The organism is Streptomyces sp. NPDC055078 (genome assembly GCF_053607985.1).
The window spans coordinates 60,507-68,592 of the sequence record NZ_JBSGUP010000001.1 but is presented as its reverse complement, the minus strand read 5'-3'; the positions used below and the strand labels follow the sequence as shown (position 1 = coordinate 68,592).

Here is an 8,086-nt window from a genome sequence, read left to right as displayed (position 1 = left end):
GGCGTCGGTGGAGTGCATGGTCACTGGTCCGACTCTAGTGGGTTGGGCGGGGTCGGTCCGGGTGCTTCGAGGAGTCTCGTCGGGCATGAGTTCGCGGTGGAAGATCACGCGGCTGGCGGCGGTGGCCAGGATGCTCTGGTGGGAGGCGGAGATGCCGCGCCGGTTGAAGGCGAACAGTAGGTGATCGGTGAGGACGGCCCGCAGCCCTCGGGTGAGCCGTCCATGGTGGGCGAGGGTGGCGAGGGTGCTTCCGGCGGCCTCGAAGGCGGCGGGCCATTCCGGTCGCCGGGCCAGAGGACTGCCGTCGGTGTCGCCTTGGGCGGTGATGAGTATCTGCACTGCGGCGAGGGTTGCCGGGGACGGCTCCCTTTCTTCAGTCCCGCGGTGTTCTGCGAGTTGGGTCCAGACGTCGCCCTGTTCGTAGAGGTCCTGGCCGGCGGCGAGCATCATGCGGGTGGCGAGACGTATGCCGAGTTCGCGCCGGTGTTCGGCGTCCTGCTGGGCGAGATGGGCAAGGATGTGGCGGCTGTCGGCGTGGAACAGGTCGTGGGCGGCCGTCATCGCGTGTGGTCCGCCGAAGCGGCGGGTCTCGGCCTCGTAGACGATCCCTTCGGCATACCGGATCGCGGCACGTTCGGTGAGGGTGCCGGTCAGGTGTGCGGGGAAGGCGGTCGCGTCGGCGCCTTCGGCGGGCAGGACGCGCAGCCGCCAGACTTCGCGCTTTCGGATGAACCACCAGGCGGCGATGTCGCCCGACTGCTCGGCTTCGGTCATCAGCGGCCCCAGGTGGTGGACGGCCATCTGTTCGGCGGCCTGCCAGGTGTCGCACCACAGGTTGATCTGCCACCAGCGGGTGTCCAGGTCGCTCATCGTCGGGAGTCCAATCGGCGTGTGGTGGAGATCAGGTGAGGAGAAGACAGGCGGGCCAGGCTCCGCTCGTACTGGTCGACAGGGTGTGCAGGGTCAGGGCGATGCCGGCGCTGCCCTCGATCAGGCCGGGCCGTGCTTCGGGTTGGGTATCGCGGGCGTGGTCGAGGAACGTGTTGAGCAGGTGCGGGATGTGGGTGGCGAGGGCGGGGGTGGCGGCGTCTGCGGCGGCGTGCCAGGCGGTAGCGAGGAGTCCGGCCCACCCGTGGCAGAGGGCCGGGTCGCTGATGCGGGCGAGCTGCAGGGGGTCGGACAGGCACCGGTCGAGGGCGTCCTCGGCCTCTTCCTGACGGGCGGTGTCTCCCAGGGAGAGGGCGGCCAGTTGCTGGGCACGGGCGAGGCCGGGGGTGCCGTAGCACCAGGACGGGCGAAGCGGCCCGGCCTGGGAGGTACGGCCGGTGCGGAGTTCGCCGGCGGTGATCCGCTCGGGCCACCACGGTCCCGCCGGGGCCTCTTGTCGCCAGTCCTCCAGCCACCGGCACATGCGGTCGATCGCGGCGGGCTGTCCCTCGATGACCACTCCGCGTCGCATCGCCAGGGACAGGAGGGCGAGCGGTCCGGAACAGCCGTGCGCCATGCCGAAGTTGGATTCTCCGGCAGCGAAGGCGGGGTCCCGGTCGTGGGCGGAGCTGTCGTGGGTCCACCAGCCCGGTGCGTCCGTTCCCGCCTCGTCTGCGGCTTTCACCGGCTCGGTCAGCCGTACCAGGTAGTCCAGGACCCGGCGGACGAGGTCGCCGTCCGGGGCGCGGTGCAGGAGGTAGGCGCCGAGGCCGGTCAGTCCACGGGTGAGGTCGAACTCGTACTGCGAGGGTCGCCTTCCGGCATCCATGCGGGCGTGGGCGGCGTCGAGCCGGGTGCGGACGAGGTGGGTGACACCGTCGTCGAGTCTGTCCATGACGCGCGGGTAGGTGCCGGGGACTGCCGTGTGGAGGGCGAAGGCGAGGGCGGGGGCGCCGAACCACAGTCCCGCGCCGGGCCCGGCGTTGAGGTCGTCACGGGTGGCGCGGGCCAGCCACGCATGCACTGTCTTTGCCTCGGTAAGGCCGTGCCTGGCGCGGAGGCCGTGCAGGATGGCGACTCCGGCGGCGCCCTTGGACAGCGACTGATCGCGCCAGCGGGGACTGCTCGGGCTGAAGTCCTCGCCGTACTCCGCCGACGGGGGCGTGAGGAGGGCGGTGGATAGTTCGTCGGCCATGGCCGCTGCGGCGGCCCGCTGCCCGGGGTCCAGCACCGTCATTCCTTGTCCTCTTCTTCGGCACCGTGGCGTGCGGCCTGGGCCAGGGCGACGGCCCGGGCGAGCTTGTGCGTCATCGCCTCGTTCTTCGCGTCGATGCCGAGCGCGCGGATGTGGTGCATGTGCAGCAGTGAGGTGAGAACCGATTCCGGTGTCACGCGGGTGGTTGCGGGGGTGAGGCATGCGGCGTACGCGGCGGCGGCCTCGGCCCGTACCGCCCAGGCGGCCAGGACCTCGGAACCGCCGGGGGTCTGGTGCAAGGCCTGTCCGTCGGTGATCCGCAGCGTCTGCCGGCGGATCTCGCGGTCCATTGCGGGGGCGCCTGAGGCGAGTTCCGGGTGGTCGGTGAGCCAGCGTACCGCCCGCTGTCTGCTGCCCGTCATCGCACCGGCCAGATCGGTGAGGCTCGCGGCAGTGAGGGCCTGCGGGTGCGGGCCTCTGGGGGTGGACTGGGCGGTGAGCTGGGCCAGGGCGGCCGTGGAGTCGGCGGCGAACAGCGTCTCGGCCGCTGTCATGGCCGCCCCCGTCCCGTATCTCCCGATCTCCGGGCGATAGGTGTCGAAGCTGATCTCGCTGAGGATTCCGCGTTCGCGCAGTCCCTGGGCCCAGGCCACCACGTGCCCGGCAGCCCGTGCGGAGTCCGCGTCGTGCATGCGCAGTCGCAGGTGCGGGGCAGGGTGACGGTAGCGGACGAACCACCACGCGGGCGGGGTGTCCCAGCGGGCCAGCAGCAGTGGCAGATGCTTGGTCAACAGCGCGTCGAAGACCTCCGGGCACCCGTACAACTTGGCGTACACCACTCCCTTCTCCGGCTTCCCGATGGCCAGTGGCAGGGGCGCCGTGCCCTTCAGACACGCGGGGGCCGTGGCGGCCGGGGCGGTCGCGGCGAGGGGGACAACGATCTCGTGAGCCCGTCCGTCGAACCATCCGTATGTGGCCGGAGTGGACGCCTCCGCCACGGTGACCGGGCTGGTGGCCGCGTTCAGGTGCGTACGCAACAGATCCCGGTCCATGGTCTCGTCCAGGTTCAGCCGCAGCTGCCGGTCACCCGTACCTACCGCGATGCTCACCGGCAGTCGCCGCCGCTCGCGGACCGTCTGAAGGGCCGCGTTCCAGTCGCGCGCCGACGCGGGCGGGCCGGGCAGGTCGGCCGGATCGAGCCGCCACCGGGCGGGGCTGAGGATGCTGCGGCCGTAGCGCAGGCGGGGCAGGAAGGGGAGCCGGGCGGCGGCACCCCAGTCGAAGCTGGTGACCTGGGGGTGGGCGGAGCGCGGGATCTCCAAGAGCAGTCGCGCCAGGGGCGGCATCGTGTGCCGGGCCCCGGATTGGGGCAGCAGAGCTTCCACCACCCGCCGCCGGGAGAGCGACACCACGTACAGGCGCCTCCGGTCGGCGGTGACGGCAAGGTCCCGGACCGGAATCCGGTGGGCGGACGGCCCGCCGTGCTCGGCCAGGGTGATCACATCGGGGAGTACGGGCGCAACGCGCTGGACGTTCTCCTGCCGTACCAGCCGGGGCGGGAATGACAACTGAGCGGCGAGTGCCCCGTCGACGCCGGGGGGCAGCTCGCCGTATTGGGAGATGATCTGCTCTTGGTCGGACTCGTCCAAGAGGTCGAGGAATCTGCCGGTGTGGGCGGCACGCCGGCCGAATCCGCACACCGTCAGGGTGAAGTCGCCGGCATCGAGCGCGGCCGTCGTGGTGGCGCGGACATCGACCCAGAGGTCCACAGGCGATACGGGCAGCTGCCCTTGGCCGCCTGCCAGCGCATCGATCCGCTTCTCGTCGAGGGTGACCTCGTCGGTGCCGTCCAGCGCGGCCTGCTGAGCCAGGGCGAGCAGGGTCTCATCGCGCGGCGTCAGCTCCCGGGTGCCGGGGCGGGCAGTCAGGAAGTGACGGGGGAAGCCGAGCCCGTTCGTGGGGTCGACGAGTTGGTCGACGGCGACCAGAGTGTCGGGGCCGTAGTGGCCCAGGAACCGGCCGTGGTACTCGCGCCACGACGCGTTGCCCGTGGGGGCCGGGGTCAGCCGGATGAGAGTCTCGGCCGCCGCGGCGGCTTCGACCGCCACCGCCTGGGGCAGCACCAGCCGACAGTCCAGCCGCAAGTCAACTGTCATAGGCTGGTCGGAGGCACTGGAGAGTGCGCGCATCCGCTCGGCGGTCTCACGCCTGCGCCGCCCCTTCGCCCAGGGCTCCCGGCCGGCTTGCCGTAACTGTTCGCGGATCGCCTTCAGCTCGCCGACCAGCTGTCGCGTCTGCGGCAGATCGGCCGCGTCCGCCTCGTGCAGCTGGTCCAGGAGATGAGCGAGTGCGTCAGTGGTTGTCGAGGGGGGCCGCAGGCTGCTGATCAGGACACCCCGGGTCATCAGTTCACCCACCATCGCCTCCAGCCCTGCGGCGGGGGCTTGGGGGTGTCGTACGGCGAGCTTGTCGATCAGGTCTCCAGCTATCACAGGAGAGAGCGCCAGGCTCATGACCGTCTGCACGACGGGGAGCAGCCGCACCGACACGTCGGCCGGTGATCCGTTGGCGCTGCCGTGGGGTGCCCAGGTCACGACCAGGCGCTCATCGCGTACGACAGCGTGGTCGTTCATGACGACCGGCAGCCGGCGCCGCAGTTGTGGGCACGTTTCCAGGCGTGCGATCACGTGGGCGAGCCAGAGGCCGTCGGCCCTCATGCGGACCTGGTGGTCTTCGCCCCACCGTGCCAGCAGGCGCGGACCGAACCCCGCGGTGGTCACTCCGGCGAAGGCACCGAAGGGAGTGGCCCGGCCGTGCATTCGTACCCAGTATCGGGCCAGTGCCAGCGCCATACGACGTGCTTGTCCGGCGTCGGTCGCCCGTCCGGCGAGGACGCCGTCGACCTGCGCAGCGAGCACGGGGCTGGCGATCGCGACGGCCTCGGCCACCGGACGCTTCGCCCATACTCCGGCCAGCCATTCGCGCCACAGCGCAACATCGGCATCAAGTCCAGGCCAGGGCATCCGGCCCGGGTCGCCGACGTGGACGCTCGCCCGCAGCATCACCGTACCGGCATGCCGGTAGTACGGCATCCGCTCGCCCGTCTTCACCCTCGCGCCTCCCGCGCAGCCGGTCCTTCATCATGTGACGCACCGCTGAGGAGGTGCCTGCGGCGAGCTACCGCCGCAGACCCCCCGCGATCAGATCAGCAGTCCCCGTTGACGTCGGTGTCGCAGCCGTCGTCAGTGCTGCTCAGCAGCGCCGCCGCAACGGGCCCGGCGGTGACGATCTGGACATCCAGGTCGAGGTCGACCCAGTCGGCCTGCAGTCCCATCGTGCTGGTGTGCATAGAAATCCTCCTGCTCGTAGGGATGTTGCTCACTGCGGTGGTGCTGACGCCCTTCCCCGTCGCACGGCTCCGTTCCGGCGCCGGCGGGCCTGCTCATCTGCTGTGCTCCTGATCCTTGCCGGAGGAAGCCGTGACGTGGACGGGCAACTGGGGGCTTGCCGTGGCCACAAGGCCGGGCGCCGCCGGGTGCGCCCCATGACCACCCGGCGGGCTGGGACCCGCCATTCACACGCGGTCTCAAGAGCCGGGCGAAGATCCTTGCATTCTGTGCCGAGTCGAGCACACACCGACAGCAGCCGGGGGACAATGCCATGGACCGATCCAGCACCGATCCCAAGGGGGAGGCTGTCCCCGATGCCTCATCAGCTCCGCGACGATATGAGGCAGGCGCGCAGGGCATCCGGCATCACGTGGGCGAGGTTCGCTGGCGAGGCGGGGTTCGGCGAGGCGTACCTGCGCAACGTGGAAAATGGGAACAGGTCGGTGACCGTCGGCGTCGCTGCCGCCTATGACCGGGTGCTGCACACCGGCGGCGCGTTCGCGGCGGCGCTGCACGCCACGGGTCCGGCGCCCACCAAGGACGGGTCATGGGGCCAGCCCGGGAGCCTGACCGTTCTCGCCGGTCTGCTGAGGGGAAGCAGTGTGGATCGCAGAAGTGTCCTCTCGGCCGGGGCGGCGCTCTCCGTCTCGGCGAGGAACTGGTCCACGGCCCTGGAGCGGATCCGGCCAGACGGGACGCCCGCATCCCTCCCCGGCGGGCCCGTCCTGTTGGCCCATGTGAATGACCGCCTTGATCACCTGAGGCATCTCGATGACGAACTCGGCAGCGGCGAGGTGTACCAACTCGCCCGCAGCGAACTGTCCCTGATCATCAGGCTGATCAAGTCACGCCGCTACGACAGTGCGACCGTCGACCATCTGCATGCGATGGCGTCCGAAGCTGCTCGGCAGGTCGCGTGGGCGGCCTTCGACCAGGGCAGACCCGGCATCGCCCAGCGCTTCTTCGACGCAGCGCTCCGAGCCTCCGCCGACGCCCGCGATCCGGTGAGCGGATCCTACGCGCTGTCATTCGCCGCCATCCAGTGCTACTCCACCCCCGGGCAGGCGGGCAGAGCAGTATCACTGCTGGAGACAGCGCAAGAACAGGTGAAGCGGAAGGCGACTCCTCGCATGCTCGCCATGCTGGCCGCCCGCACGGCCCGCGCACTGTCGAAGACCGGCGCGAAGAAGGAGTGCGCGCACCAACTCGATGTCGCCCGTACAGCGCTGGACCAGGGACCGCACGACGACGACCCGAAGACCCTGTACTGGGTCGACTACGGCGAGATCGAGATGATCGCAGGCTCGGCCGCCTTGCAACTCGCAGACCCGGCCGAGGCAGTACGCCGCTTCGAGGCCGCCATGGAAGCGTCGTACCCCGGCGACGAGGAGTACCCGCGAAGCCATGCGATCTACCTGGCCCGCACCGCCGGAGCGCATCTCGCGATGCACGATCTGGACGCCGCGGTCGCCAGCGCACGCCACGCGGCCAGATGCCTCGGCTCCGTGGACTCCGCACGCTCAGCCTCCGAACTCGACGGGCTTCGCGCGAAGCTGGCGGCGCACACCTCACACGCGACCGTACGCGAGTTCCTACAAGTCGGGTAGGCCAAGCACCTCACGCAGACGCCTGGCCACAACGTCCTCGTCCAGCGCCAGCAGCGGCGTGATCCCGAGCCCATGGGCGGCAGCAAGATTCTCCTCGCTGTCATCGACGAACAGGCACCGCTCAGCCGGCACTCCGAGTTTGCCGAGTACCAAGCGGAAGATGGCTGGGTCGGGCTTGCGCACTCCGTGTTCGGCAGAGAACACGACCTCATCGAAAGTTCCATGCAGGTCGAACCCTGCGTAGGGATCGTACGGCTCCCGCCCGAGGCTGTTGGACAACACCGCAGTTCTGATCCCGGCAGCCCGTGCCTGCCGCGCCACACTGAGCACCTGGTGGGCCGGGAACGCATCGTGAAGATAGCGGGCCATCAGATCATCCGGCGCAACGCCGACCAAAGCGGCGAACCCGTGGTTCCAGTCGGTCTGGGTGATCTGGCCGAGTTCGAGCCGCCGGAAGAGCTCCTGCCCGCGCGGGTCAGCCCAGGCGCGAAGAAAGGTCCCCCGGGCGAGCCTCTCCCGGTCCTCGAAATATGAGATCACCTCGACCATGTTGAACGTCAGGACCCCAAAGAAGTCGAAGATCACGCCACCGTACGCGCGCTCAGCGGTCGTCGCCATCCCCCAAGCTTACGATCCGCAGAGAACATGCAGCCTCGCGCCCACGCAGACGCGGCCTGCGGTGATTTGGAGACCCCAACAGGGCGACCCGTTGGCGGCATGTGGTGTCCAACGACGACGACCTCACGCCCCAGCGACGCTGCGCGGCCCACCAGCTCCCTGCCGAGAGATACCGGCACCGCAGGCAAGCACGCCGGTCCAGCGGCGACAGTGAGGCTCCCTTTTGACCTGGTGTGTGCGACAGGGGGTTCTGGTGTCCTTCCGATCCGAGTAACCCAATGAGAAAGCTTCAGGATTCATGAAGCACTCTCAGCCTTCACGATGGTTCCACTTTCCTCGTGAAGCTGAGG

Annotated in this window: 6 protein-coding genes; 1 reads left to right on the top strand and 5 read right to left on the bottom strand. The window is 69.8% G+C overall.

Annotated elements, in window-relative coordinates; translation table 11 throughout:
* From ACWF94_RS00305 to fxlA, 4 genes are all read right to left on the bottom strand, one after another.
* Positions 1 to 870 (bottom strand): thiopeptide-type bacteriocin biosynthesis protein (locus ACWF94_RS00305; protein WP_453483186.1); only part of this gene is annotated, 870 nt, incomplete at its 3' end.
* Between the two features lie 31 nt (positions 871 to 901).
* Positions 902 to 2,164, bottom strand: coding sequence for a lanthionine synthetase C family protein (locus ACWF94_RS00300; RefSeq protein ID WP_453483185.1), 1,263 nt, complete (start codon positions 2,162 to 2,164; stop codon positions 902 to 904).
* A complete protein-coding gene (locus ACWF94_RS00295) occupies positions 2,161 to 5,232 on the bottom strand; it encodes a lantibiotic dehydratase (protein ID WP_453483184.1) in 3,072 nt (1,023 codons plus the stop codon). Before ACWF94_RS00295 ends, ACWF94_RS00300 begins: the two co-directional genes overlap by 4 nt.
* 95 nt (positions 5,233 to 5,327) lie before the next feature.
* Complete coding sequence (gene fxlA, locus ACWF94_RS00290; protein ID WP_453483183.1) at positions 5,328 to 5,471, bottom strand: FxLD family lanthipeptide; 144 nt, start codon at positions 5,469 to 5,471, stop codon at positions 5,328 to 5,330.
* Positions 5,472 to 5,825: 354 nt separating this feature from the next.
* On the opposite strand from fxlA, the gene ACWF94_RS00285 reads away from it, so the two are divergent.
* A complete protein-coding gene (locus ACWF94_RS00285) occupies positions 5,826 to 7,118 on the top strand; it encodes a helix-turn-helix domain-containing protein (RefSeq protein WP_453483181.1) in 1,293 nt (430 codons plus the stop codon).
* On the opposite strand, the gene ACWF94_RS00280 is transcribed toward ACWF94_RS00285, so the two are convergent.
* A complete protein-coding gene (locus tag ACWF94_RS00280) occupies positions 7,104 to 7,736 on the bottom strand; it encodes an HAD-IA family hydrolase (RefSeq protein ID WP_453483179.1) in 633 nt (210 codons plus the stop codon). The two genes, ACWF94_RS00285 and ACWF94_RS00280, sit on opposite strands and share 15 nt — an antisense overlap.
* Between the last annotated feature and the right edge of the window lie 350 nt (positions 7,737 to 8,086).

Bases quoted from the DNA above. Each gene is read 5' to 3' on its own strand.
- ACWF94_RS00300 (WP_453483185.1), bottom strand. From the start codon at position 2,164: ATGACGGTGCTGGACCCCGGGCAGCGGGCCGCCGCAGCGGCCATGGCC.
- ACWF94_RS00280 (WP_453483179.1), bottom strand. From the start codon at position 7,736: ATGGCGACGACCGCTGAGCGCGCGTACGGTGGCGTGATCTTCGACTTC.
- ACWF94_RS00285 (WP_453483181.1), top strand. From the start codon at position 5,826: ATGCCTCATCAGCTCCGCGACGATATGAGGCAGGCGCGCAGGGCATCC.
- fxlA (WP_453483183.1), bottom strand. From the start codon at position 5,471: ATGCACACCAGCACGATGGGACTGCAGGCCGACTGGGTCGACCTCGAC.